Source organism: Litchfieldella anticariensis FP35 = DSM 16096 (assembly GCF_000409775.1).
In the GTDB taxonomy this organism is placed as follows: Bacteria; Pseudomonadota; Gammaproteobacteria; order Pseudomonadales; family Halomonadaceae; genus Litchfieldella; species Litchfieldella anticariensis.
The window spans coordinates 865078-889764 of sequence record NZ_KE332388.1; the positions used below are offsets into that span (position 1 = coordinate 865078).

General features: G+C 57.9%; 20 protein-coding genes. 12 read left to right on the plus strand and 8 right to left on the minus strand.

Annotated features, from left to right (window positions below; all coding sequences use genetic code 11):
• Positions 1 to 61 precede the first annotated feature (61 nt).
• The gene (ada, locus tag L861_RS10920) at positions 62 to 1162 is read right to left on the minus strand and encodes a bifunctional DNA-binding transcriptional regulator/O6-methylguanine-DNA methyltransferase Ada (RefSeq protein ID WP_016416020.1); all 1101 of its coding nucleotides are present in this window, start codon (positions 1160 to 1162) and stop codon (positions 62 to 64) included.
• A 254-nt stretch (positions 1163 to 1416) separates the two neighbouring features.
• On the opposite strand from ada, the gene L861_RS10925 reads away from it, so the two are divergent.
• The 12 genes from L861_RS10925 (at position 1417) to L861_RS10975 (ending at position 16018) form a co-directional block, all read left to right on the plus strand.
• Positions 1417 to 2187, plus strand: a complete 771-nt coding sequence (locus tag L861_RS10925) for an SDR family oxidoreductase (protein WP_027948164.1) — start codon at positions 1417 to 1419, stop codon at positions 2185 to 2187.
• 444 nt (positions 2188 to 2631) lie between these two features.
• Complete coding sequence (locus tag L861_RS10930; protein ID WP_371827893.1) at positions 2632 to 4335, plus strand: type I secretion system permease/ATPase; 1704 nt, start codon at positions 2632 to 2634, stop codon at positions 4333 to 4335.
• On the plus strand, positions 4328 to 5704 hold the full coding sequence (locus L861_RS10935) for an HlyD family type I secretion periplasmic adaptor subunit (protein ID WP_016416023.1): 1377 nt from the start codon (positions 4328 to 4330) through the stop codon (positions 5702 to 5704). The genes L861_RS10930 and L861_RS10935 overlap by 8 nt, the downstream gene beginning before the upstream one ends.
• Positions 5704 to 7191, plus strand: a complete 1488-nt coding sequence (locus tag L861_RS10940) for a TolC family outer membrane protein (RefSeq protein ID WP_016416024.1) — start codon at positions 5704 to 5706, stop codon at positions 7189 to 7191. Before L861_RS10935 ends, L861_RS10940 begins: the two co-directional genes overlap by 1 nt.
• Positions 7192 to 7397: 206 nt before the next feature.
• Complete coding sequence (locus L861_RS24500) at positions 7398 to 7808, plus strand: hypothetical protein (protein WP_144063007.1); 411 nt, start codon at positions 7398 to 7400, stop codon at positions 7806 to 7808.
• 309 nt (positions 7809 to 8117) lie between these two features.
• Positions 8118 to 8570 (plus strand): hypothetical protein, encoded by a 453-nt coding sequence (locus L861_RS24505; RefSeq protein ID WP_144063008.1) that lies wholly within the window; start codon positions 8118 to 8120, stop codon positions 8568 to 8570.
• A protein-coding gene (locus L861_RS24145; protein ID WP_144062932.1) for an IS3 family transposase occupies positions 8558 to 9735 on the plus strand; the annotation gives its coding sequence in 2 pieces (ribosomal slippage) (positions 8558 to 8851 and positions 8854 to 9735; 1176 coding nt in all). Before L861_RS24505 ends, L861_RS24145 begins: the two co-directional genes overlap by 13 nt.
• Positions 9736 to 9744: 9 nt before the next feature.
• Positions 9745 to 10470, plus strand: a complete 726-nt coding sequence (locus tag L861_RS24510) for a calcium-binding protein (protein ID WP_021029171.1) — start codon at positions 9745 to 9747, stop codon at positions 10468 to 10470.
• Between the two features lie 493 nt (positions 10471 to 10963).
• Entirely contained in the window at positions 10964 to 11902 is a 939-nt protein-coding gene (locus tag L861_RS10960) for an aldo/keto reductase (protein ID WP_236617144.1), read from the plus strand.
• Entirely contained in the window at positions 11902 to 12582 is a 681-nt protein-coding gene (locus L861_RS10965) for a DUF6064 family protein (RefSeq protein WP_016416027.1), read from the plus strand. Before L861_RS10960 ends, L861_RS10965 begins: the two co-directional genes overlap by 1 nt.
• A gap of 70 nt (positions 12583 to 12652) precedes the next feature.
• Positions 12653 to 14947, plus strand: coding sequence for a thioredoxin domain-containing protein (locus L861_RS10970; protein WP_016416028.1), 2295 nt, complete (start codon positions 12653 to 12655; stop codon positions 14945 to 14947).
• Between the two features lie 75 nt (positions 14948 to 15022).
• A complete protein-coding gene (locus L861_RS10975) occupies positions 15023 to 16018 on the plus strand; it encodes a phosphotransferase family protein (RefSeq protein WP_016416029.1) in 996 nt (331 codons plus the stop codon).
• Positions 16019 to 16147: 129 nt separating this feature from the next.
• Here the strand turns inward: L861_RS10975 and L861_RS10980 are convergent, their stop codons facing one another.
• The 7 genes from L861_RS10980 to L861_RS11010 all read right to left on the minus strand — a co-directional run bounded on the left by L861_RS10980 (position 16148) and on the right by L861_RS11010 (position 24648).
• Positions 16148 to 17152 carry a ribose-phosphate diphosphokinase gene (locus tag L861_RS10980; RefSeq protein ID WP_016416030.1) on the minus strand — a complete coding sequence of 335 codons (1005 nt, stop codon included), beginning with the start codon at positions 17150 to 17152 and terminating at the stop codon, positions 16148 to 16150.
• Positions 17153 to 17317: 165 nt separating this feature from the next.
• Entirely contained in the window at positions 17318 to 17497 is a 180-nt protein-coding gene (locus L861_RS10985; RefSeq protein ID WP_016416031.1) for a hypothetical protein, read from the minus strand.
• 168 nt (positions 17498 to 17665) lie between these two features.
• Complete coding sequence (locus tag L861_RS10990; RefSeq protein ID WP_016416032.1) at positions 17666 to 18676, minus strand: ABC transporter ATP-binding protein; 1011 nt, start codon at positions 18674 to 18676, stop codon at positions 17666 to 17668.
• The gene (locus tag L861_RS10995) at positions 18673 to 19647 is read right to left on the minus strand and encodes an ABC transporter ATP-binding protein (protein ID WP_016416033.1); all 975 of its coding nucleotides are present in this window, start codon (positions 19645 to 19647) and stop codon (positions 18673 to 18675) included. The genes L861_RS10990 and L861_RS10995 overlap by 4 nt, the downstream gene beginning before the upstream one ends.
• The gene (locus L861_RS11000) at positions 19647 to 20981 is read right to left on the minus strand and encodes an ABC transporter permease (protein WP_027947838.1); all 1335 of its coding nucleotides are present in this window, start codon (positions 20979 to 20981) and stop codon (positions 19647 to 19649) included. Before L861_RS11000 ends, L861_RS10995 begins: the two co-directional genes overlap by 1 nt.
• Positions 20978 to 22096: an ABC transporter permease gene (locus L861_RS11005; protein ID WP_016416035.1), complete on the minus strand. Its 1119-nt coding sequence runs from the start codon at positions 22094 to 22096 to the stop codon at positions 20978 to 20980. Before L861_RS11005 ends, L861_RS11000 begins: the two co-directional genes overlap by 4 nt.
• On the minus strand, positions 22093 to 24648 hold the full coding sequence (locus L861_RS11010; protein ID WP_016416036.1) for an ABC transporter substrate-binding protein: 2556 nt from the start codon (positions 24646 to 24648) through the stop codon (positions 22093 to 22095). Before L861_RS11010 ends, L861_RS11005 begins: the two co-directional genes overlap by 4 nt.
• Positions 24649 to 24687 lie beyond the last annotated feature (39 nt).

Below are 24687 nucleotides of genomic sequence, written 5' to 3' on the forward strand. Positions count from 1 at the left end.
TACTGGCCAAAAACACCTTTCTGACAACGCCTGACGACGCTAGTTCTTGCGGCCGATCCCATCAGTCGCATGACGGCTCCGTATGGGCAGCCTCCCTGGCGAGCAGGGTTCGTTTGCGCTCGACACCCCAACGATAACCGGAGAGCGCGCCATCGGTGCGCACCACACGATGGCAGGGAATGGCAACGGCAATCGTGTTGGACGCGCAGGCTCGGGCAACGGCACGCACCGCCTTCGGTGAGCCGATCCGCTCTGCCACGTCGGCATAGCTGACGGTCGAACCAAGCGGTATCTCAGTCAGGGCGTGCCAAACGCGCTGCTGAAATGCGGTCCCTCGGACATCCAGCGGGAGGTCGAAACCGAGCTGTGGCGCCTCGACGAATCCCACGACATATGCCACCCACCGGTCGAAATCCTCGTCACCAGCCACCAGAGTGGCGGTCGAGAAGCGATCCTGGAATTCGTGCAGTAACTCATCTGGATCGTCACCCAGGAAGATCGCGCAGATACCCTTGCCACTGGCTGCCACCAGAATCGTGCCCAACGAACATTCCCCCAGAGCAAAGCGGATTTCCGCCCCATTGCCACCAGCACGAAACGCTGTCGGAGTCATACCAAGAATGCGCGAGGAGGCGGCATAGAAACGCCCATTGGAGTTGAATCCCGCTTCATAGATAGCCTCTGTCACCGTCTCGCTGCGTAGCAGTTCATCCCGCACTCGACCGGCACGCCATGCCGCGGCATAAGCCTTTGGCGTCAAGCCGGTGATCGATTTGAACACCCGATGGAAATGAAACCGGCTCATCCCTGCCACTTCCGCCAGGTCGTCAAGGGTGGGGGTAGTTTCGGAATTCTCGATCAAGCGGCATGCCTGGGCCACGGCTTGTGCATGGTGCTCGATGAGCGAGATTTCCTGCGGCCGACAGCGCTTGCACGGCCGAAACCCGGCGTCCTCGGCCGCTTCGACACTGACATGGAACTCCACATTCTCCCGCCGTGGTCGCCGGGAGGCACAGGACGGCCGACAATAGATGCCGGTCGAACGCACGGCATAGACGAAAGCACCATCCGCGGCAACATCACGCTGCAGAACGGCTGCCCACTTGTCATCGTTGGAGATGAATAGTTGTGCCTGGTTCGGAGACTTCTCGATCATGGCCATGGTAGGTTCCTTTCCCGATTTCGGGCGCTACGGTTGTCATGATTGAACAGCATGGCTTCCTTGTGCTTATCCGGCACTTCGTCTCTTGCTCTCGAATTCCCGTTGCCAAGCGTATGCCATGGGCAGAGCGTAGCATCGCCAAGAGCAGATATTTGGCAGCAAGAAGCGGAGTGAGCGTGACAGGCCAGTCCCGCATGGTGGATGTCAGGGTCATGATCTTGGCCCTGAATGCAAACCATCGGAGGACATTCAAGATGAAAACACTTGTCGGAAAGGTGGCCATCGTCACGGGCGCCAGTTCAGGAATCGGCTATGCCAGCGCCAAGCTATTCGCCGAGGAAGGCGCCAAGGTCGTCGTCTGCGGGCGTCGTCAATCAGCACTCGAGGCACTCGTCGCCGATATCGAGCAATCAGGCGGTGACGCCGCGATCGTGGTAGGTGACATTCGCGATGAAGACCTGGCCAAGGCACTGGTCGACACGGCACTCGAGCGTTTCGGTGGACTGGATATTGCCTTCAATAACGCCGGAGCAATGGGCGCGATGGCACCGGTATCCGATATGACTCTACGCGATTGGCGAGAGACGCTCGATACCAATCTGACCAGCGCTTTCCTGGGAGCCAAATACCAGGTACCCGCTATGCTGGAGCGAGGCCAAGGAAGCCTGATCTTCACCTCGAGCTTCGTCGGCCATTCGGTCGGCATTCCAGGCAAGGCGGCCTATGCCGCGAGTAAGGCGGGTATCGTCGGTCTCGTGCAATCTCTCGTAGCGGAATTCGGCGCCAACGGCATTCGCGCCAATGCCCTGCTGCCCGGCGGTACCGATACTCCTTCCAACATCGCCAACGCTCCCGATGCCGGTCCAGAGGTGCGAGCATTCGTCGAGAACCTGCACGCCTTGAAGCGTATGGCAGCCCCTGAGGAAATCGCCAGGGCGGCGCTACATCTCGCGTCCGAGGCCTCCAGCTTCATCACCGGGACAGCCCTACTGGTCGATGGTGGCGTCTCCATCACTCGAACGTAATCACTCCCTGCCACCCAATGACCGAGGATCCCACTCATCTTGAGCGGGATCCTCGGTCTTCGATGGACATCGCTGGGGCACTCGGCACCATCCGAGGCGTCTGCTTGTCCGAATCCATGAAAGTCACAGCCACAGCAAGCTGCCACGCGGGACAGTTACCTCATTCTCAGAGGGTCAATTGATTGAAATAACACCTTAAGCGACTGCTAATCAGCCTATAGAACTCAACAAAATCCAGATAATCTTATATATTAATTTATATTTATATACATCAAGCTAAGATAGCAAACCAGCCGATTATAAAACAGAAACTAGAATTACGAATCATCCTGGACACGATGATTATTTTCATTTCGCCAATTCAATAGTGAGAAATGAATGCCCCCGCGCAAGGATGCCACTGACCTTCAGCTTGCATTACGAAAGTGCAGAAGCTCATTTTTGATGACGGCTTTTTTCAGCATGTTCATCAACCTGCTGATGCTGGTCCCCGCCCTCTATATGCTACAGGTCTACGACCGGGCGATCTCCTCACGAAGTGAGGACACACTGCTGATGTTGACCGTGGTGGTCATTTTTCTGTTTGCCGTCATGGGCAGCCTGGAAATAGTTCGCTCCCGGATTCTGGTCAGGGTCGGCAACCGCCTGGATACGCTAATCAGAGAGCGTATCTATAGCACCATGTTCCATGGAAGTGTGGCCACACCGGCTCACCAGACCTCTCAACCCTTGAGCGATTTGACCAACCTTCGCCAGTTTCTTTCAAGCAATGGCCTATTCGCTTTCTTTGACGCCCCTTGGGCGCCAATCTATATCGGCGTGTTGTTTTTATTCAATTTCTGGTTCGGCGTTTTTTCCATTTTCGCAGGCACCACGCTGATTGCATTGGCAATCTTCAACGAACTATCCACCAAGAAATTACTGACCGAGGCCAATGCCGAGCACATCAAGGCTCGCGATCATGCCAACAGCAATCTGCGCAATGCCGAAGTCTTGCACGCCATGGGTATGCTTCCCGCCATCATGGCACGTTGGTCCACAAGGTATCACCTCTTCCTGGCGCTGCAATCCCAGGCCAGTGACCGTGCTGGAATGATGACCAACACTTCCAAAGTGCTGCGTCTGTTGTTCCAGTCATTGATACTGGGTTTAGGTGCATTTCTCGTACTACAAGGCGATATGACACCGGGCATGATGATTGCCGGTTCCATTATCATGGGTCGGGCTCTTGCACCTATCGACCAGATGATAAGCAGTTGGAAAGGGCTCGTCAGTTCACGCAATGCCTATCAACGGCTGAACGAGTTACTTGGCCAGTTTCCTGCCGAATCAAGCCGGATGTCGCTACCCGCCCCTCACGGCAATATCGTTATCGAGGGAGTGACAGCAGCCCCGCCGGGCGCCAAGCTCGCCGTCATTCGCAATATCAATATGACGGTCAGCCAAGGCGAACACATTGGCATCATCGGACCCAGTGCCGCTGGAAAGTCCACCTTGGTCCGTGTGCTATTGGGGATATGGCCTTCCCAAGTGGGGAAAGTACGTCTCGATGGCGCCGATATTGCCCAATGGAACCGCGATGAACTGGGTCCCCATATCGGCTACCTACCTCAAGACATCGAACTTTTCGATGGCACCATCAGCGAGAACATCGCTCGCTTCGCTGAAGTCGATAGCCAGAAGGTCGTCATGGCCGCCAAGAAAGCCGGCGTGCACGATATGATCCTGCGTCTTCCGAATGGCTATGACACCTACATCACAGCCTCCAGCGGTGCACTATCCGGTGGGCAACGTCAGCGTGTGGGACTGGCCCGCGCTCTTTATGGCGATCCGGTACTGGTGGTATTGGATGAACCCAACGCGAATCTCGACGACAGCGGCGATCGTGCATTATCCCAAGCATTGCTGCAGCTCAAGAAGGAAGGCACGACAGTATTCGTCATCAGTCACCGCACCAGCGCACTCAGAACCGTCGATAAGCTTCTGGTACTCAAAGACGGTCAGATCAGCATGTTTGGGCCACGTGATCAAGTCGCGGCAAAACTCGCCACATCCCAAGCCGACCAGAAGCCCGGCTTGAAGCCTCGGACGGCTAATGCAAGCGATCCGCAACGGCTATCCGGTAACGAGAGCAAAGTCGATGGCTGACAATCATCATTCTTCCCGGCTGGCCAGCGCACAGCCATCCCGTAAATCCAGCGACGAGAAAGACGTTGTTCAAGACGCCAAGGTGCCGGTCAGCGACAGGGGCTACCAGCGCCTGGGCTTGATCATCCTGCTAATCGCCTTCGGCGGGTTTGGTGGATGGGCACTGTTGGCCAATCTTGCCGTGGTCGTGGTGGCCCCCGGTGCCGTTTCGGTGGAATCGTTCAAGAAAACCATCCAGCACTTCGAGGGCGGCATTGTCAGCGATATTCTGGTCAGTGACGGCGATCATGTCGAAGCAGGCGCACCACTCATCGTGCTCGATATTACCCAGGTGTTATCACAACTGGAAATTGCCAGGTCACAGTACGCTATCAATCGGGCCAACGAAGTACGCTTGATGGCCGAGCAGAGCAATGCCGAGACCCTGACCTTCCCCTCTGAACTCCTCGACAGCGACTCGACCCGCGTCAATGAAGTTCTGGCCATACAGCAGAGTCTGTTTCTCTCCAGGCGCCAAGCATTGCAGGGTGCCTTGGAGGCGCTCGACCAGCAGATCGTTCAAATGAACGAGCAGATCAACGGACTGCGGACCCAAATCGGTGTAAACCAAAAGCTGGTGGCGTCACTAAGTGCGGAGTCGAATGACTTCCGTTCACTGTTCGCGGAAGGCCTAAGTGATAACCAGCATCTACGAGAGTTGGATCGCCGAATACTTCAATACGAAAGAGAAATCGCCCAGTACGAATCCGAGATCGCCCGTTTGCAGTCTCAAATCAGCGAGAACGAGGTACAGAAGCAAGTCAGGCTGCAAGAGTTCCAGAAGGAAATCGGTGAGCAATTGAGCCAGGTTCAAACCCGAATCGCCGAGGCCGAGGAACGGATCACCGCTCTGAGCGATCAACTTCGACGCACCACACTAACCGCGCCAGTCTCCGGCACTGTCGTGGGGCTGCAGGTACATACCATAGGCGCCGTGATTCACCCAGGCGATCCCATCATGGACATCGTGCCCTCGGGTGATGGCTTTGTCGTCGAAGCACGCATCCCGGATCACGACATCGACAGCATCCATTCCGGCCAATTCGCCGAAATCCGCTTCAGCGCCTTCAATCAGCGCCTGAGCAACGTCATCGAGGGCGAAGTCATCCATGTCTCCGCCGACAGCTTCCAGGACGAGGCCACCGGCGCTCGCTTCTACAAGGCTCGAATCAAGGTTACCGAGGAAGGCAAGCGGCAAATGACCGCCAATATGCAGTTGCTCGCCGGCATGCCGGCGGAAGTGATGATTCGTACGGGTGAACGCACTTTCGCCAGCTATATCATCAAGCCGATCACCGACATGCTGGCACGTGCGATGCGGGAGGGATGATGCAGGCCAGGCATGCACGGAAACGGTTCCATCACTGGCTTGGCACGGCAGTATTGATGGCGGGTGCGGGGATCGCCCATGCTCAGTATCAAGCCCCACCTGAAATTGGCGAAGAGAATGCGTCGATTGCCATATCGGCAACAGGAGAAGCCAGCCTGCCGCAACAGGAGGATTCCCGGCGCATGCTCCCGTCATTGCCGGGCCTGTTGGCGTTGGCACTGGAAAACGATGCGGGGCTGAGGCGGCAGCGCTTCGAAATGCAGGCTACCCGCCAGGAAATTCCCAAGGCCCAGGCGGGTCTCAAGCCTCAATTGAGCGCCTCCTATTCCTACCTTTATCAGAACTCGAGCAATATCTACACCGAAAACCCGGAGAACTACGCCCAGAACGACCTTTATGACGAGCGAGTCTCCGGCGAGCTCACGGAAAACTACTGGCAGGTACAACTGACCCAGCCGTTGTTCAGCCTGGAACGCTGGCGCCGAATAGACCAGGCCGAGGTACAGGTGACCGCGGCAAGGTTACGTCTAGCGGCTGCCGAGCAGGATCTCGCCCTGCAAGTCATCGAAGCCTATTTGAACGCCTACCTTGCTTCACACAAGCTGGGCCTGCTCGAATCCAAGCGCGAGGCCCTGGTACTGAAAAGCCGCCAAGCCCAACGCGCCTTCGAGCTTGGCGTCGGAGATCGCATCAACCTTCTCGAAGCCCAGTCACGCCTCGATCAGGCCATGTCCGACCAGGTGCAAGCCGAAAACGATCTGGACAATGCCCTGAGCGTGCTCGAACGCCTAACGGGGGTACTACCCGATTTACACGGCTATTCGCTGCATGATTTACAGCGCGTTGCCATCGAGGCCGACTGGGGAGAGCCCGACGTCTGGCTGGGGCGCACGGCAGGCAATTTGCAGGTGCTGTTGGCCGAACAGGAACTGCGGATCGCCGAGGCTGACACCAGCGTGCGTCGCGCTGGCTACTACCCCGAGGTCAATCTCAACCTGAGTTACGGCGATCGCGATAGTTCCGATCAACTGCGCGCCAGTGAAGACACTCGGACCAGTATCGAGGTTCAGGTACCCATTTATCGTGGTGGTTACACGTCAGCCAATGTCCGGCAGGGCGAACTCACCGTCAGCGCCGGGCGAGCCGCTATTTCCAACGAGCGCAGGCTCGCCCAGCAAGAAGTTCGTCAGTACCTGCGCGGCCTCAACGGCGAGGTACGTCAGCTCGAAGCCCTCAAGCACTCCATCGAATCAAGTGAGCTGTTTCTCGAGGCAGCCGAAAAAGGCGAACGACTCGGCCTGCGCGATCTCGTCGACGTGCTCGATGCTCGCGCCGATTTGTATGACCTGCGCATCCAATTCGTCGAAACCATCGGTCAGTATCTTTTCGCAAGATTGAGCCTTGAAGCCGCAGTTGGCGAACTCGAGACAAGCGACTTGCAAGACGCCATGGAGTTGCTGAACAGCATTACAGGGATGAAAGGCTAGTGTTTGGCAGCCCAGATACGCGAGGATTCAAAAGACCTGCGCGAATCCGAACTTGGCAGAAATACTCCACATGCACAAAATTATCCATATCAATTCATCGAACAAAGCCCGACTTTTGGCTCTTTTTTTTTCTTAGACAGGTCGCCCAACTTGACTCATCAATGTATGCTAATCAAGCATACCCTTGAAACTGAAAGGAAATCAGAATGAGTGTATCAGGGATCAGCAACCACAATGCATACATTGTAACCGGTGATGTACGTTTATTAACAGAAATATCTCCATCTGCAGCAAGAAAACTATCTCCCTCTGAAATCGCAGCGCTTGATGCGCGTATCAACCCCAACCCTGAGGTCAAGCCCGCAGACAACTCTCCAGAAAATCTATATGCGGAAATAACCGTGGGTGGAAAAGTAGTCGCCAAGGTATGGAGCACGGGAATCGCTCAAGTACCAAACTCTTATTCGGGTGAACTAAGTATGTCCGGAGGAGGGGAAAGCTTGGCTCGCAAGCGTGCCGAGCAGATAGCCGAGACATTGGGAGGAAGGATCAACTATACTCAGAACGCTTCCTCTTACAGTTTCTCTGAGTCGCTCGAAAGACTTCTATCCACTTAGTATAAACCACCTTGCAAGACAGTAACTCGAGGCAAGCAACTTGCAAGACGCTATGGTGTAGCTAAATAGCATTACACGCATGAGAGGCTAAAGGATTGGCAGCCCACACAAGGTACACGCTTTGGCCGAGTACGCAATAGACCTGTACGAACCCTGGTTTTGCGGAAAAACACGCACAAGCATAAAACGAGCCATATTAATGCATTGAACACAGCCTACTTTTTGGCTCTTTTCATTCTTTTGACGTATCGCCCGACCCGGTACATCAAGGTATTCTGATACAAGGAAGCTCTCTTAAAGGGAAGTAAGATGGGTATACCAAGGACCGGTAGCCACGCCACACGAATCGTACTCAACGAGATACCAGCAGTCAAAGGCAAGCTTTCAGCAGGAAAGTTGCCTACCTTTGAAGCCGAAGCGCCCGAGGCGCCTCGCAGCCGCGTCAACACAGATCCAGATTTCAAGACCGCCGTCAACTCACCGATAAATCCATATGTAGAAATAGCTGTGGGTGAAGAAGTGGTCGCCAAGGCATGGAGTTCTGGAATTGCTAAAGTGCCAAACTCTTACCTGGGAAAATCAAGAAGGCCTGGAGAAGGAGAGAATTCATCTCTCAAGCGCACTGAACAAATACCCGAGCCCTTAGGAGGAAACCCAGCCATACTCGAAGACCTTTTTATTACAGCCTTTCCGTTTGGACTTCCCCCACTTCAGTGGACACGCATCGCTAACCGCTATGGAGGTGAACGATGCCGGCAATGAATACGGGGAAGAAGACTCAAAAGTATTCGGTTGAATTCAAGGTCAAAGCTGTCCAGTGGAGCCATCAGTCCCACCGAAGTGTCAAAGGCGTAGCCGAAGCGCTGGATATTCACCCCTTCATGCTGTCACGCTGGCGCAAGGAATACCGGGAAGGGAAATTTGCCATGAGCAAGCCGAAGGCGCCGCCAGACGCCAAGAAGCAACTGAAAGAACAGGATGAGATCAACCGTCTCAAGCGCCGAGTCGCTGAGCTGGAAGAGGAGAATGACATCTTAAAAAAGTGGCAACGTTTCCAGGCGGAAGCACGCAGGAAGCCTTCCGGTTCGTCTGGAAACACCGGGAACGATACTCCGTAAAGGCGCTGTGCCGTCATTTGAAGGTCTCTCGGTCAGGCTACTATGCGTGGTTGCATCGCAAGCCTAGTCAGCGAGCAGTGCAAAATGCAGAGCTGTTGGGCCACATTCACCGAATCTACACCGCTAGCCATCATCGCTACGGTAGCCCCAAGGTTTACCAGGCACTCCGTCGCGAAGGGATAGTGGCCAGCGAAAATCGGATCGCGAGGCTGATGCGGGAATGGGGCATGAAAGCTCGTGTGAGTCGCGTGTATCGCCGTTTGCTCAAACGCCGGGAGGAGTTGAAGGCTCTCCCCAATCACCGCTTGGTGGAAGCGAAGCCGGTCGGCATCGATCAGCAGTGGAGCAGTGATGTCACCTATATCAGGCTGGGGCGACGCTGGGTGTATCTAGCGGTAGTGTTGGATCTGTACTCGCGCCGGGTGATTGGCTGGCAACTGGCGGAACGCTTGGATGGTGATTTATCCCGGGGAGCGCTGAGACAGGCATTCACTTCGCGGCAACCGGCACCAGGACTACTGCTTCACACGGATCGAGGTGTTGAATATCGCGCACGAAAAACCCAAGCGTTGCTACAACGCCACCAAGTACGCCACAGCATGAACCGCCCAGGCCAATGTACCGACAATGCCGAGGTTGAGTCCTTCTTCAAGACATTGAAGGGCGAACTGTTACACGCCACCAGCTTTGTGACCATCCGCCAATTGCGAAAACATATAAGGAATTACATCGATAGATTCTACAACACCCAGAGGCTACACAGTGGCCTTGGTTATCAGACTCCGCGAGAGTTTGAGGCCGTCATGTGAGAATAGAGCGTGTCCATTTTTTTGGGGGAGCATCACCTTTTTACAAAATATCAGCCTTATACCATATACGCATTAGGAGGAAACGATACAGTTCGTGGCACAGTACTGTCGAACACTATTTATGGTGGCTCAGGAGATGATTACCTGAATGGGTATTCATCTTTAACGTTATATCCTAAGCCTTGGGGTTGGCCCGACCAACCTCGTGGCGACACGCTTTATGGTGAATCTGGTAACGATACACTAATTGGAAATGAAAGCAGTGATAGCCTATATGGTGGCACAGGCAACGATAAGTTGTTTGGATACGAAGGTGGTGACTTCCTAAGTGGTGGCGAGGGTGATGATTTGTATACCGTAACCACTTCCGATAATGCTCGTTACAGTGATGCTGGACCAGATCATATCGATGAGCAACTTGGGGGTGGAAATGACACCATAAAGTTTACCGATCTGGATAGATCCGAAATAAGCCTCAACGTTGATATTGACAATAGCGATACCGATTTATGGCTGTCCTCTTCTGAAGACCTCGAAGATGGTCAAAATGATTCAGGCGTCATAATTGAGGACTTCTTTGTAATTAAAGATGGAAGTTACGCTTTTAATAATGACAACGTCATTGAAAATGTTGCCACGGCAGACAACTACACAGTAGATCTCACGGACATTGACCTTGATGCCATAAACGCTGCCTATGAAGCCTCACAAGCCTCTGCAGCAACCATTGCTTAACCGGCAAGGATAAACCCATGATTTCCAATACCATGGCATCTCAGACTTGTATCTGTCATTGTCAACATGAGAGCGACAGAAAACCTTCAGGCTATAGTAGGGCTTTGTCTGAGTTGCCTGCAAGAAAACTCACTGAGGCCGAAATAAAAGAAGCTGGCTACTACGTAGGTTATCGCCCATCCACACAGCCTGCCGTCAATGGCAGTCAGTCAACTTCTCCCGGCATCGAGTCTTCTCCCCAAGCCTCAGACTCGTCTGCATCAGCGGGAAGAGACACCAACTCAATCAACCTACAACCATCAATTCATTCAAACACCGACCAACTTCTCTCCCAATTACAGAGAGATTTGTTGTTGGCCTCTTCTCAGGAAAGTTAGATACATGCCTCTACAGAGCCCCGCCACGCGGGGCCTTTTTGGCTCTTGGGTGTCCGATCTGGCCGTGTTGGCATTGAGGCAAGAATCTACACTACCCGTAGCAATGCCGGGAGTGAATGATGCACGATGGTCATCGCAAGCTATCACGCCGCACGGTACTGCAAGGCATGTTGTTGACCGCAGCCGCGACGGCGCTGCCTTCCCTGGATGCGTTGGCTCAGGAACAGAAGCCGGGCACGAGGCCGATCCCGTCCACGGGGGAACGCTTGCCCGCGGTTGGCTTGGGAAGCTGGATCACCTTCAACGTCGGCAATGATCCAGTGCTGTTGAAGGAGTGCACGGCAGTCATGGAGCACTTCTTCCAGGAAGGCGGTCGCATGATCGACTCCTCGCCGATGTATGGCTCGTCCCAGGCAACGATAGGCCACGGACTGAGCCAGCTCGGGGCGATTGACCAGGTGTTCTCGACCGACAAGATATGGACATCGGATGCCGACGATGGGCAAGCACAGAGCGAGGAATCCCGCGCCGAGTGGGGCGTGCCGCGCTTCGACCTGCTACAGGTCCATAACCTGGTCGCCTGGGAAGCGCACCTGAAGACGTTGTTCGAGATGAAGGAAGCCGGCGAGGTGCGCTACGTGGGCATCACCACCTCGCACGGCCGTCGTCACGACAGCTTCGAGCGCATCATGCGCAACGAGCCGCTGGACTTCGTGCAACTCACTTACAACGTCGTCGACCGCGAGGCCGAAGAACGACTACTACCGCTGGCCAGGGAACGGGGCATCGGGGTGATCGTCAACCGCCCCTTCCAACAGGGCCGCCTGACCGAGCGGCTCGCCAGCGAACCGTTGCCGGCATGGGCAACGGAAGTCGGCGCCGATAGCTGGGCGCAATTCATCCTCAAGTTCATCATTTCTCATCCAGCAGTGACCTGTGCGATTCCCGCCACGACCCGTGTCGATCATGTGCGCGAGAACATGGCCGCAGCCGGGGAGCCGCTACCCGATGATGCCATGCGCCAGCGCATGGCCGCCTACGTCAGGGAGTTGTGATGTTCGGTGTGATGTCAGACTGGTGGACTTACCGGCCCGAAGACTTCCTGCTGTTCTCACCGCGTGTCTATTGGCGGCTGATCGAGCTGCACAACCAGGCGCTATGGCCGTGGCAACTTCTCGCCCTGTTGCTGGGCGGCCTGGTCCTGGCGGGCATGCTGCGGCCGCGCCCCTGGTCCAACCGGCTGATCGCTGCGCTACTGGCGGTGGCCTGGGTGTTCGTGGCTTGGACATTCCTGTGGCAGCGCTATGCCACTATCAACTGGGCGGTGACCTATGTGGTACCGCTATTCGTGTTGCAGGCTCTGTTGCTGATCGGATTCGGCACCCTCAAAGGCGAGGTCATCATGACGATGCGCTGGAGCGTTCCGCGACTCCTGGGAATCGCGCTATTTCTTTATGCGCTGCTGCTGCACCCATTGCTGCCCATCGTTGTAGGTCGTTCACTGCACACTGCGGAAGTGTTCGGCATGTTTCCCGATCCACTCGCCATCGCCACGCTCGGCATGCTGACGGCAACCATCCCGAGACACTGGGCGTGGCCGCTGCTGGTAATTCCAGCGTTGTGGTGTCTGGTGAGCTGGCTCACGCTCGACACCATGCAGGCACCAGGCGCCTGGATACCGCTATTGGCGGTTGTCATTGCCATTGCCGGCAGGCTTTGGGGAAGGGTCCGATGAACGAGGATACCGCTACCCTTGTCGGTATGCGTATAGACTGATAGGCCACGAAAAACCGCGGAGATAGCCCATGGCCACCCCGCAAGCACTCCAACAGGCACGCGAACGTAAACGTTCGCTCTACGAGGTCCGAACTCGCTTCAAGGACGAGCGAGGCGAGCCGACCTACACCAATCATCTGATTCTGGAAGATTCGCCTTACCTGCTCCAGCACGCTCACAATCCCGTCGACTGGTATCCCTGGGGCGATGAAGCCTTCGACAAGGCTACCCGGGAGGACAAGCCGGTGTTCCTGTCGATCGGCTATAGCACCTGCCACTGGTGCCATGTGATGGAAGAGGAAAGCTTCGACGACGAGGAAGTGGCCAACGTTCTCAACCGCCACTTCGTCTCGATCAAGGTGGACCGAGAGCAGCGCCCCGATCTGGACGAAATCTACATGACAGGCGTGCAACTGGTCTCTGGTCGTGGCGGCTGGCCGATGTCGAGCTTTCTCACTCCGCAGGGCAAGCCGTTCTTCGGCGCCACCTACTTTCCCAAGGAACATTTCCTGGAGTTGCTGGATAAGGTTCAACGGACTTGGCACGAGAATCGTTCGGATCTGGTCGAAGACGCGGCGGATCTCAATGAGGCAATTCGTCAGCAACTCGCCCCCTCTGCCTCGGCGCAGTTGCCCAGCGAACTGATCGATAAGGTGGTGGAGGCCTTGGTGCAACATGCCGATACGACCCATGGCGGCTTCGGCGACGCCCCCAAGTTTCCCCAGGAACCCAATCTGCTTCTGCTGCTGGAGCAAATCCAGCGCGACTCCCAACTGCTTCCACGGCAACCGGCCTGGATGGCGCTGCGCCAAGCACTCGACGCCATGCTGCAAGGTGGGATCTACGATCAGGTGGGCGGCGGCTTCCACCGCTACGCCACCGATCGGAAATGGCAAGTCCCCCACTTCGAGAAGATGCTTTACAACCAGGGCCAGTTGACCATGGTCTACCTGTGGGCATGGCAGCTCTCCGGACACGATGAGTACCGCCGCATCGTCGAGGAGACCCTGGATTACGTATTGCGCGAGATGCGCGCACCCAGTGGCGGCTTTTATTCGGCCACCGACGCCGATAGCGAAGGCGAGGAAGGCAAATTCTTCGTGTGGAAGCACGATGAACTCGGCGCCCTTCTGGAGCGCGACGCCATGGTGCTGTGCGAGCAAGTCTACGGGGTGACTCACAAAGGCAACTTCGAAGGGGCCAATGTGCTCTACTTGCCCCAACCGCTGGATACTGCCGCCGAAGCCTTGGCGTTGCCACGTCCATCGCTCGACACGGCTCTGTCCGACCTCAAGCGTCAGCTCTACACCGTACGCTCGAAACGCCCCGCTCCCCTGCGCGACAACAAGCAGATCACCGAGTGGAATGGCATGATCATCGCCGCGCTGGCCCAAGCGGCGGATGTATTGAAGCGGGACGGCTATCGGGATGCCGCCATTGCCGCCGCTGAGTTCCTATGGCAGCACCATCACGACAACATACAAGGCCAGCTATGGCGAACAAGCCTCGACGGTGTGGCGTCGACTCCCGCACAACTGGAAGATTACGCCCATTACCTCAACGCACTGGTGGCCCTGTACGATACCACCGGCGAACGACGCTGGCTCGAGCGCGCCCGTTTGCTGCTCGATGAACTGGTGTCGCGCCACTGGGACGAGGACGACGGCGGCTTCTTCGTCGCGTCAGTCAATAGTGAAGGACCGCAATTGCTGCGCAGCAAGAGCCTGATGGACAGCGCCACCATCAGCGGAAACTCGCTGATACTACCGGTATTGATCGCCCTCCACCGGCGTACAGGCGATACCGGGCTACGCCCGCTGATCGAACGCCAAATCACGGCCTTTTCCGGGCGAATCGCGCAGACGCCATTGGCCGGGCCCGTCTTCCTGCAAGGAATACGCCAGTGGGAGTCCCCCACCCCGGCCCCGTTCCAATACCTCGCCGATGGTGCCATCCATGTCCGCTGTCATTCCGAGCGACTCGATGACACGCGCCTGAAAGCAACCTTTATCATCGACATCGCCCCAGGCTGGCACATTCAAGGCCACGACAGCGACACCCCCGAGGCGACACGGCTCACCATTCGCAATACGGACGACTGGCAGGAAGAACAGATCGATTACCCAATCTCTGAACGAGGCTCATCCGAGTCCGAGGGGAATAATGACGCACCAACTATTCACTCGGGCAGGGTAACCGCTACGCTGATGGCAAATGCCAGTTCGCCCCCTTCTCGAGCCCCGGTGGTGGAACTCTGGCTACAGCCATGTACAGAGGCGGAATGCCTTCCTGTGGAGCGGCGGACGTTCGTGCTCCATGGCTGACGCATTCACTGCCGTATCAGGGCGATTGCGACACAGAAGCAATGATTGGACTCCATCAGACAGGGACAATGACGAATGGCAGCTAGCAAGGCAACGTCGGTCGACGACCTTTCGGAAAAGGTCCGCTTCCTGAGCCAGCCCGAAGCCTACCCGGATCGGCCAGCCAAGGTGCAACTGGTGGAAACCCATTTCTCCTACGTCTTCCTCACGGATACCCAGGTCTACAAGCTCAAGAAGAACGAGCGCTATCCCTACCTGGACCTATCGACGCTGGAGGCGCGACTCGCGAACTGCCAGGAAGAAGATCGTCTGAATCGGGTACTTGCCCCCGGTGTCTATCTGGGAATCGTGCCGCTGTACCGCACCGCCAAGGGAGTACTCAGCCTGCGCCGAAGCGGCACTATCATCGACTACCTGGTACACATGGTGCGCTTGGCCGATGAGCGAAATCTGGAATATCGGATGTACCATGGCGGGCTGCAACCGACGGACGTTACCGCTGCCGCCGACTGGATGGCGGAGTTCTACCAGCACACCGAGAGCAAGGGGACGACCGACGTGGAAGCTCGTCGCCGTCAGTGCACGCACACCGCCGAGGAGTTGTTGGAACTGGTGGACGACCGCCGGATATACGAATTGCGCGACCGCTTGATTCGTTGGATGGACACCAATACCCGACTACTCGAGCAGCGCATGCTGGTGAATGCTCATGGAGACTTGCGGCCTCAGCACATCTACCTCGGAGACCAACCACTGATCATCGATCGCCTCGAGTTCGATGCCCAACTGCGGCGGCTCGACCCGCTGGAAGAACTGGCCTTTCTGACCCTGGAGTGTGACCGGCTGGGGCAGCGCTGGGTTGGCGAGCACTTCCTCGAACGCTACGAGTTACTCTGTGACGATATCTCACCGCCTGGGTTGGTGCCTTTCTATCAGGCCAGCCGAGCATTGATCTGGGCACTACTCAGTGCCAATCACCTGGTAACCAATCCGGAAAGCCGGGCCCGCTGGCTGGAACGCACCCGACTGTATCTGGACATGGGCAAGATCAGTCTGCGCTCAATGGTTTAAGGTCTGTCTGAAAACTGCCTGCGCCCGCCCATACGGCGTTAAAAATCAGCTCAAAATGCTCATTTACAACCACGTAAACTCCGCTTTTTCGCTGATTTTTGCCTTGTCTGGCCATCGCTCGTCGACTTTTCAGACAAGCCCTAACGGCGGATCCGGCTCCTCCACCCGTTGCCCATTGAGAGCCAAAATGGTTCGCGCGAGTTGTGGCTCGATTCGCAGCAAGCGAGCACGCTCGTTGGCTTTCTCCGGCAGAGGTCGGGGAACGCTATTGGTGTATAACAGACGATCCGGGCCGGAGCGTTCGAACAACACCTCGGCGCCCGAAGCAAACAGGCCATGCGTGGCACACGCGATCACTCGCTTCGCGCCAGCATGACGGCACGCCTCCACGGCGCGCAGCATGGTGGTACCGCCAGCAATCAAGTCATCCATGATCACCACCAGCCTATCTTCCAGTTCCCCTATCACCGCATCGCCGCTCACTACGCCCTCGCTACGACGTTTCTCCAGAAACGCCATGTTCACGTCGTCATCACTCATTTGCTGCAACATCTCGCGAAAGCGCTCGGCACGTTTCACCCCACCCGTATCGGGCGACATGACCGCCAGCGGCAGGCCGTCTCGCTCTTCCATCACCGCTTCCGCCATCAGCCGACGCCCTTCCAGGTGGATGACCTCGCAGCGAAAGGCATTTTCCAGGGCTGCTTGGTTGTGGACGTCCATCGTCACCAGTCGGTCCACTCCCACGGCCTCGAACAACTGGGCCAGGTAACGCTGGTTCAGCGGATCCCGAAACTTGGTGCGCCGGTCCTTCCTGGCGTAGGGCAGATAGGGCACGACCGCCGTGACACAGGCAGCGCCAAGATCACGCAGGGTGGCAACGAAGAACAGCAGTCGCACCAAGCGGTCATTAGCGCTCAGTTCTTGGCCACCCACCAGGCGATACACGATATACACATCGCGACCACGTACGCTGATCTTCGGTCGCAACTTGTGTTCGCCATCTTCGAAATCACGCAATTCGAATGGCGCCAGATCGGTGCCCAAGTGCTGGATCAACGCCTCGAAGAATTCGCTGTCATCATCCAGCAGGAAGACCGCAGGGGCGGCCTCGACCGAGTGTGGCGATGTCATCCTCTGCCCTCCCGTGCGGATCGTGGGTCCAACACTTCGCAAGATAGGTTGCCTTCAATGCATCAGGCAACGAAAGGCAGGGCAGTGTTCAACACGTATCCAGTCCGGCGCCGGGGCAGCTTCTCGATACAACGCCTCTGGAGCCACGCTGGCCGTAAGCCCCACTTATCGCCGTTGTCGCGCCTTGCTAGTGGCACCGAGCACGGCCACCAACATCCCGGAGAGCAAACCCGCATAGCCGAGCATGGCCAGCGCCATGCTCGGCTCGATCAAGCGAATCACCATGGCCAGCAACAACAGCAAGGCCAAAAGTGAAATGACGGCTCCGCAAAGCATGAGTTTCATGACACCTCCCCATTACGGCCTCTTTAGAGGGTGTTTACAAACGTGACGAGCGATGGCCAGGCAAGGCGAAATCAGTCGAAAAAGCGGAGTTTACGAGCTTGTAAATGAGCATTTTTGAGATTGATTTCAACACAGCATGGCCAAGCGCAGTAGTTTGTAAGCGCCCTCTCAGCGATGCAGCCAACAAGCCGAATAATGATTCCTCCGTGGCTCGAAGTCGGGCGGTTCATCCACATCGCACAGGCCAGCCATGGCATGCGGGCAACGCGGGTGGAAACGGCAGCCCGTGGGCGGATGCAACAAGCTGGGCGGCTCGCCGCCGGGTATCTCGCGCTGTTTGGTGGCATTGGCCGCGTCCGGATCGGCGATTGCCGCGAGCAGAGCTTGGGTGTAGGGATGCTGGGGGTGATCCAGCAACTCCTCTACCCCGGCAGTTTCCACTACCCGCCCCGCGTACATCACGAAAATCCGCTCGGCGTAATGGCGGACGGAGGACAGGTCGTGAGTGATGAACGCCAGCGTCAGCTCACGCTGCGTCTGAATGTGGCGTAACAGGTTGAGGATTTCCACACGGACCGAGGCATCGAGCATCGAGACCGGCTCGTCGGCGACGATCATCGCTGGTTCCAGGATCAACGCGCGTGCGATCACCACTCGTTGCTGCTGACCACCGCTGAGCATGTGAGGAAACTTGCCCAAGTACTCCTCAGCCGGCGACAGCCGTACCTCGTCCAGGACTTTCCGAATGCGTCGCTCACGCTCGGAACGCCCCTTCACGCCATGCACGATCAGCGGTTCGGCGAGAATCCGCCGTACGTCCAGGAATGGCGGCAGCGCACCGAAGGGGTCCTGCTGGACGTAGCCCACCTTGGCTCGATAGGCCTTGAGGTCGCGTGCATTCAACTCACCCAACGAATGCCCCGCGAAGCGCACCTCACCGCGTGTGGGACGATGCAACCCGAGCAAGGTACGCGCCAGGGAGCTTTTGCCACAGCCGCTCTCTCCCACAAACGCCACCGATTCACCGCGCTCGAGCTCGAAGTTCACTCCGTCGACCGCACGCACCGCGCCTACACGCAGAAAGCCCCACTGGCGCAATTCGAACCAAGTGTGCAGATCCTTGACCGACAGCAACGCTCCCTCACCCTCGACACTCGTGCCCACTGGCCGTTCGTTCATGGCTCGCCCCTCCCCTCATACAACCAACAACGGACTCGTCGGCGATCATCGAGACGGAAGAATTCAGGATCTTTAGCACAGCGCTCGAAGTGCGACGGGCAGCGTTCAGCGAAGCGGCAGCCAGGCGGTGGCTCGAGCAGGCTGGGGGGCTGGCCGGGGATCGCTTCAGGCCGTTGCTGCTGATGCAGGCGCGGCACACTGGCCATCAGCAGTTGCGAATAAGGGTGCGCCGGCGCGTCGAAAAACTGCGCGGCATTGGCGACCTCGACAATCTGCCCGGCGTACATCAGCGCCACGCGATCGGCAAGTTCGCTGGAGGTCGCCACATCATGGGTGATCAGGATGAAACTGGTACCCAATTCCCGCTTGAGGCGCTTGAGCAAGTTCATGATGCTCGCCTGGGTCAGCACATCCAGCGCCGAGGTGGGCTCGTCGAGAATCACCAGTTCCGGCTCGGTGACCAACGCCATGGCCAGCACCACGCGCTGTCGCATGCCACCGGAAAGCTCGAGGGGATAGCGCTGCAGGAAATCGGTCGACACCCCCACCCGTTCGAAGACCTCCGCTGCTCGCGCCATGGCCCGGGCCCGCGGCCAGCCCAGCAACACACGCAGCGGCTCGACGACCTGCTCACCGACCCGAACCACCGGGTTGAGAGCATTCATCGACGCTTGCATCACCAGCGACACACGCACCCACTGCACATCACGCCGAAAACGCTCGTCGCTCATCGACATCAGTTCGGTCCCACCCAGGGTGACCCGGCCAGACACCTGGTGGACGTTGCGTGGCAGCACTCGCATCAGTGCCTTGGCCAGCGAGCTCTTGCCGCAACCGGACTCACCGAGCACCACCAGCGCTTCGTTATGCCGCACATCGAAACTTACCCCATCCACGGCACGCACCACGCCACGTCGGGTCTGGTAATGCAGGTGAAGATCTTCCACCTCGAGCAATGTCCGCTCGCTCATCACAGGCTCCTCAGGCGCGGGTTGAACACACGATCCAGGGCGAATCCCAGCGTGGCGAAGCCCAACCCGGTCAGCATCAGCAACGCCGCCGGCTCCAGCACCCAGTAGTAATAACCGTTGTAGAGCGCGCTCTGGGCCTGGGCGTCGTTGAGCACCTTGCCCCAAGTGGGCAACACCGGATCGCCCAGGCCCAGCAAGGCCAGTGAAGCCTCCAGAAACACGAAGGTGGGAATCAAGGTGACGAAGGTCGGAATCAGCACCGGCAGGATGCGCGGAATCAGGTAGCGCATCACGATACGCAGGTTACCAGCGCCATACGCCTGAGCCGCCTCGATGTATGGCGCTTCGCGGATCGGCAGTAGCATCGCGCGGTACATCTTGATACCGGCACTAAAGATGCCGAGCAGAACCACCACCCCCAGCATCAGCCAGATGCTAGTGGAATACAGCGTACCGACCATGACCAACACCGGCAGCAGCGGCAGGATCATGTTGACCTCGGTGAGCCGTTGGATGGCCGCGTCGATCCAGCCTCGATACCACACCCCCACGGCGGCGACGATCAGTGTGGTGACAGTGGTACCAACCGCCGCCAGCAAACCGAAGGCCAAGGCCACCGGGGTACCCCACATCAGCGCGACTGACAGGTCGCGGCGTTGATGGTCGGTGCCGGCGATGCCATGCACACGGCCATAAAGCACCAGGTTGGCCTCGATATCCGCCTGCTCGTCAAATACCACGGCATCCAGCATCAGCGTGTAGCGCCCCGGTTGGACCTGAGGAGCCTGCTGTGTCTCGGGCTCGGCCAGCAATCCCACGTGGGGCACCATGCCCCCCAGCCGGCGCTCGAGGGTGCGATCCTGGGAAATCGAAACCCGATCCTCGCGACCGATGCGATAGCCGCCCAGCGATATCTCACGACCGTCGGGCGTCTCCCAAAGCAAGCGCGCGAAAGGTCTCTGCTCGTGGCCCTCGGCACGCAAGAACAGATTGATCTCGCTGGGAAAGCCCTCGTAGTCGTATTCGAAGGTCAACGGGATACGCAAACGACGGCCACCCTCGAAGGGCTGCTCTTCGATGTCGGCATCGTCACTGGACACGGTGATGGTGGTGGGCTCCCGGCCACCGGTCAGACGGTCGAGCCAAACCGGTTCGGCATTGGCCGGCGTCATCCGCCACTGGTCGCCGCCGCGCCACAGCTCCAGTGCCTGGGGATAGGGAATGGAAATAACGGTATAAAGCGACAACCCCACCAACAACGCAATGACCACCATGCCCAGGATCGCCGAGGGGTAACGGCGCAATTCCCGCATACCGCCGAGCCACCTTCTCATCGCTCGCCCCCCTCGATGCGGATACGCGGGTCCAACAGCGCATAGAGGATATCCAGCAGGAACACCGTCAGCGCTAGCAAGTAGGCAAAGATCACCACCGAGCCGATGATCACTGGCGTATCCCGATGGCCAATGGCCTGGAACAGCAACGACCCCAGCCCCGGCCAATTGAATACCTGCTCGAGAATGATGGCGCCGCTCCAGAGCCCAACCAACATCAGCAGAAAACTGGTGATGATCGGTGCCAGGGTCGGGCGCAGGATGTAACGCCGCTCGATGAGTCCAACGGGAAGCCCTTTGGCTCGCGCCATCTCCACGTAATCCTCGCTGGAGTGGATCAGGAAGAAGGTACGCCACGAATAGATGGAAACGAACAACTGCGACACGAACATCGCAGCAAGCGGCAGCAGCATGTGACGTAGTACGCTCAGCGTATAGGCCCAGGTGCCTTCAGGCGGAGGTGCCGCCACCATGCCGCTGGCGGGTAGTAACGGAAACACGAAAGCGAATAGCAGGATCAGGAAAATGCCATAGAACCACCCTGGCGCTGCCGAACTCGGTGCCAAGGCGATCACACAGCGATCCAGCAAGCTGCCGTAATGCCTCGATAGCGAAAGCGCCATGAACACCGAGACGAAGAACACCAGCAGATTGGCAGTGCCGAACAGCAACAATGTCGCTGGCAAACGCTCGACGATGATGTCGTAGACTTCGCGCGAGCCGCGGTCACTGTGCATCTGCTCGGCACGCCCCAGGTCGAGGCTGATTGCTTGCCGGAGATAGTCGATGCTGCGCAGCATGAAGGGTTCGTCCAGGCGCAGCCGTTCCACCTCCAGTTCCACCTGACGCTGGATCAATCGGTTGCGTTCTTCACTGGGCATGTCCTGGAAGTCGGGATTGGCGCGCACCATCTCAGCCGCCTCGCTGCGAATCTGCACCATGCGAAGCTCGTCGACTTCCCCGCCCATGTTGGCGACGACGATGGTCAGGTAGACCCCGACCAGAACGGTAAGAAACAACGCCAGCAGACGCTTGCCCGAATAGACCAGCAAACGTCGCAAATCGCGCATGAGGCCATGCCTGGCTGGGGGTTGCACCGGGCTTTCCGGGTTCATGGTGCTGGCCTCCGACCATTTTCCGGAACCGTGGCAAAGACATGCGAAGCGAATGATGGCAGCGCCACTCGCTGGCTGGTAACAGCCAGCTCGAGGCTGTTGGCACCCACGCCTAGCGCCTCGATCGCCCGCGGTGCCAGTGAAATCTTCCACTGGCCCTCGCCAAGAGCCTTGGCATTGCCCTGTCTGGCCAGCTCACCATTGCCGTCGAAGAGCAGGAAGCGGACTTTCTCGATGGCCTCTCGATCATAGGGCTCACCTTCGAAGGTGATATTCAACGAGAATTCTGCGGCTTCTCCCTTTTCCACGACCATGGGGCCATCGAGATCCAACTCCGGCACCTCGGGCCGGGTATAGCGCAGCCATTTGTCGGCCGGGTCGGGGAAATCCTCATTTCGGCGCAATACCACGCTACCCGATACCGGGTGCACCGAGTGCAGATAGAAGGGACCATCCCCGACCCAGAAGTGGCCCCGCTGCCGATGCCAGTCGGTCAAAGCACGATAACGCTCGGCGGCCTCTCCCTCGCGCATCAGCTTTTCCATGACCTTCGGGAAAAGTACGAAGCCTCGTTCGCTTGCACGGCGTAGATGCCGCTCCAGAACCGGGATACTGGGGCCCGCCACAAGACTCATCCAATCCGCACGCAAACGGTCGGCCTTGTTCGAGGAGAACGCCAGTTCGCCACTGCGCTCGGCCAGGATCCCCAGGCCCAGCACATGCCAAGGAAGGGGATCCACCGCCCAGGAGGCCACGATGGTTTCTGCATCGGGATAGATCTGGTTGGTGTAGATATCGACTACCAGTGGCTCGGTGGAAACGATTTGCCAGCCCCGGAAATGCCGCTGGAAGGCTTCGAAGGTAGGGAGATGAGCCACGTCGTACAGTTGGCTGTTTTCGTCGGCGCGCGCGAAGGTCAGAATCCACGGCAGTACCACATCGGCCAGCGAGAGTTGCGATCCATCGTGCCAGCGGCGCTCGAGGTATCCTTGCTCGAAATGAATCCGCACACAGGTGCGTGAGGTGATCCCAGCGGGGTGCTTCTCGCCCACCGTCACGAAACGTCCGGCCTGGGCATCCCAGTCGATCCAGGCATCCTCGGGTACCTGGATCTCGGCAGCGGTCTCCACACTAAGCCAGTCCAGCGTGCGGGTGACCGGTACATCCTCTTGAACCGTCACTTCCGCCGCTTCGACGCGCTGGGGACGATACAGGCCGGTATAGGGGTCTGGAATCAGCGCCATGTCCTGTAGCGAACGGACGATCATCTGATCGAAGAGCCAGTTACTGCCCGCCACCGGATTCCAGGGCTCGGTCAGTAAACCGGGCGAACCAAACACGATCTCACCGCCCACACGGTCCTTGAAACGAATGGTGTAAGGCCACAGAAACGATCCCGACAGCCCCCCCGCCAGATCGGTGGCAACCTCGACGTTTCGCGAGCGCGCCGAGACGTTGAGCTGATCCACCAGCCAGATGCGCACCGAATTCTGCATCGCCAGTTCCAGGGCTCGCGCCATCATGGACTGACGCTGTTCCCAGCTCTGGTAGTCGCGCTGTTGCAAACGTTCAGCTAGCTCGTCGAATTCCGGAACCGGATCGTAAGCTTGCCACAACGGCTCGGCGCGACCTCGCGGTGTGTAGAAATAACTGAAGTTGTCCGCCTCATCGCGCTGGATCACGGCGATGATCCAGCCACCGGTGTAGATATGCCAACGCCCGGCCTTGGGGTCGCCGCCGATCCAGATACGTGAAGCCTCATCCGCCGTGCGATAACGCCGCTCGACGGTAAAGCCGACCTCTTCCATGAGATTGGCAACGTAATCGCCCACACGATGACGCTCGTCGTCGGTGCGGATCAACACGATGACACGCACCGGCTTTCCCTCATAGTGCCAACGGCCATTCTCGAACCGGGCACCGAGCGCTTGCATCTCGCGGTGGATCACCTCTCGTGCCGCCTCCGGATCATGTGTGTAGCGCAGCTCTAGCTTCCGCGCCACGCCAGCCAAACGGGCATAGTCCGGAAACGCGGTACTCAAAGGCAGGAAGCGAGGTACGGCCAGACCGCCGTATATCTCCTCGGCGATGTAATCACGGTCGATCAGGCGATTGAGTGCCTCGCGGATTTCCGGAACGTGAAAGGGGTTGAGCTCGCCGTTGGAAAAGGTCGGCCCCGCAGGATTCAGCGTGAGCTCGGCATTGGCGCCATAGGAAACGTTGTACGCCGCTTGCGGAGAATCGCGTAGCCGCTGGTATACCGTGGTATTGGTGATCCCCTGAGCGAATGCATGGTGAGTGCCCGCCTCTATCAGTCCCACCACCTGGCCGGAGTCCGGCTCCTCGGTGAACACGATCTGATCCACCAAGGCCCCGCGTCGATCGGCGATATCCCGCTCGACACTCTTGTCAGTGCGCTCGGTACTCGAATCAGTGCTCGTCCCGCCCGGCGCGGCCGCCTGTCGAGGTGGCGCAGTAGGCTCCGGAACCAGGACGGCGATCAACGCCACTACGAACAGCAGCGTCACGGCCACAAGCAGGCTCTTATGCATGACATCTCCCTTTCCTATCACAGTAGGTGAAGGAGACGG

Excerpts from the sequence above, each read along its gene's own strand:
- L861_RS10970 (WP_016416028.1), top strand. The coding sequence starts at position 12,653 with ATGGCCACCCCGCAAGCACTCCAACAGGCACGCGAACGTAAACGTTCG.
- L861_RS10995 (WP_016416033.1), bottom strand. The coding sequence starts at position 19,647 with ATGAGCGAGCGGACATTGCTCGAGGTGGAAGATCTTCACCTGCATTAC.
- L861_RS11010 (WP_016416036.1), bottom strand. The coding sequence starts at position 24,648 with ATGCATAAGAGCCTGCTTGTGGCCGTGACGCTGCTGTTCGTAGTGGCG.
- L861_RS24505 (WP_144063008.1), top strand. The coding sequence starts at position 8,118 with ATGGGTATACCAAGGACCGGTAGCCACGCCACACGAATCGTACTCAAC.
- L861_RS24500 (WP_144063007.1), top strand. The coding sequence starts at position 7,398 with ATGAGTGTATCAGGGATCAGCAACCACAATGCATACATTGTAACCGGT.
- L861_RS10990 (WP_016416032.1), bottom strand. The coding sequence starts at position 18,676 with ATGAACGAACGGCCAGTGGGCACGAGTGTCGAGGGTGAGGGAGCGTTG.
- L861_RS10940 (WP_016416024.1), top strand. The coding sequence starts at position 5,704 with ATGCAGGCCAGGCATGCACGGAAACGGTTCCATCACTGGCTTGGCACG.
- L861_RS11005 (WP_016416035.1), bottom strand. The coding sequence starts at position 22,096 with ATGAACCCGGAAAGCCCGGTGCAACCCCCAGCCAGGCATGGCCTCATG.
- L861_RS10980 (WP_016416030.1), bottom strand. The coding sequence starts at position 17,152 with ATGACATCGCCACACTCGGTCGAGGCCGCCCCTGCGGTCTTCCTGCTG.
- L861_RS10960 (WP_236617144.1), top strand. The coding sequence starts at position 10,964 with ATGATGCACGATGGTCATCGCAAGCTATCACGCCGCACGGTACTGCAA.
- L861_RS10930 (WP_371827893.1), top strand. The coding sequence starts at position 2,632 with ATGACGGCTTTTTTCAGCATGTTCATCAACCTGCTGATGCTGGTCCCC.
- ada (WP_016416020.1), bottom strand. The coding sequence starts at position 1,162 with ATGGCCATGATCGAGAAGTCTCCGAACCAGGCACAACTATTCATCTCC.
- L861_RS10925 (WP_027948164.1), top strand. The coding sequence starts at position 1,417 with ATGAAAACACTTGTCGGAAAGGTGGCCATCGTCACGGGCGCCAGTTCA.
- L861_RS10935 (WP_016416023.1), top strand. The coding sequence starts at position 4,328 with ATGGCTGACAATCATCATTCTTCCCGGCTGGCCAGCGCACAGCCATCC.
- L861_RS10965 (WP_016416027.1), top strand. The coding sequence starts at position 11,902 with ATGTTCGGTGTGATGTCAGACTGGTGGACTTACCGGCCCGAAGACTTC.
- L861_RS11000 (WP_027947838.1), bottom strand. The coding sequence starts at position 20,981 with ATGAGAAGGTGGCTCGGCGGTATGCGGGAATTGCGCCGTTACCCCTCG.
- L861_RS10975 (WP_016416029.1), top strand. The coding sequence starts at position 15,023 with ATGGCAGCTAGCAAGGCAACGTCGGTCGACGACCTTTCGGAAAAGGTC.
- L861_RS10985 (WP_016416031.1), bottom strand. The coding sequence starts at position 17,497 with ATGAAACTCATGCTTTGCGGAGCCGTCATTTCACTTTTGGCCTTGCTG.